General features: G+C 70.2%; 1 protein-coding gene. It reads left to right on the forward strand.

Annotation, left to right across the window (positions count from 1 at the left end; genetic code table 11):
* Positions 1–262: inorganic phosphate transporter (locus ACZ3HG_RS24035; protein WP_465334928.1), on the forward strand; the 262-nt coding region annotated here is incomplete at both ends.

A 262-nucleotide genomic window follows, 5' to 3' on the forward strand; every position in this document is an offset into this window, starting at 1 on the left:
ACGGTGTCGGAGGGCATCCTCGCCCAGGACTCCCAGGGTCTGCCCGACATCACGGTCCCGATGATCTTCGCGGGCCTGATGGGGGCGGTGCTCTGGAACCTCCTCACGTGGTGGCTCGGCCTTCCGTCGAGCTCCACGCACGCGCTGTTCGGCGGCCTCATCGGCGCCGCGGTCATCGGGGCCGGGTTCGGCGCCGTCGAGTGGGGCGGGGTCGTCTCCAAGATCGTGCTGCCGGCTCTCCTGTCTCCGTTCATCGCGGGGT

It is taken from the genome of Erwinia sp. PME.40.26/001, from assembly GCF_055556675.1.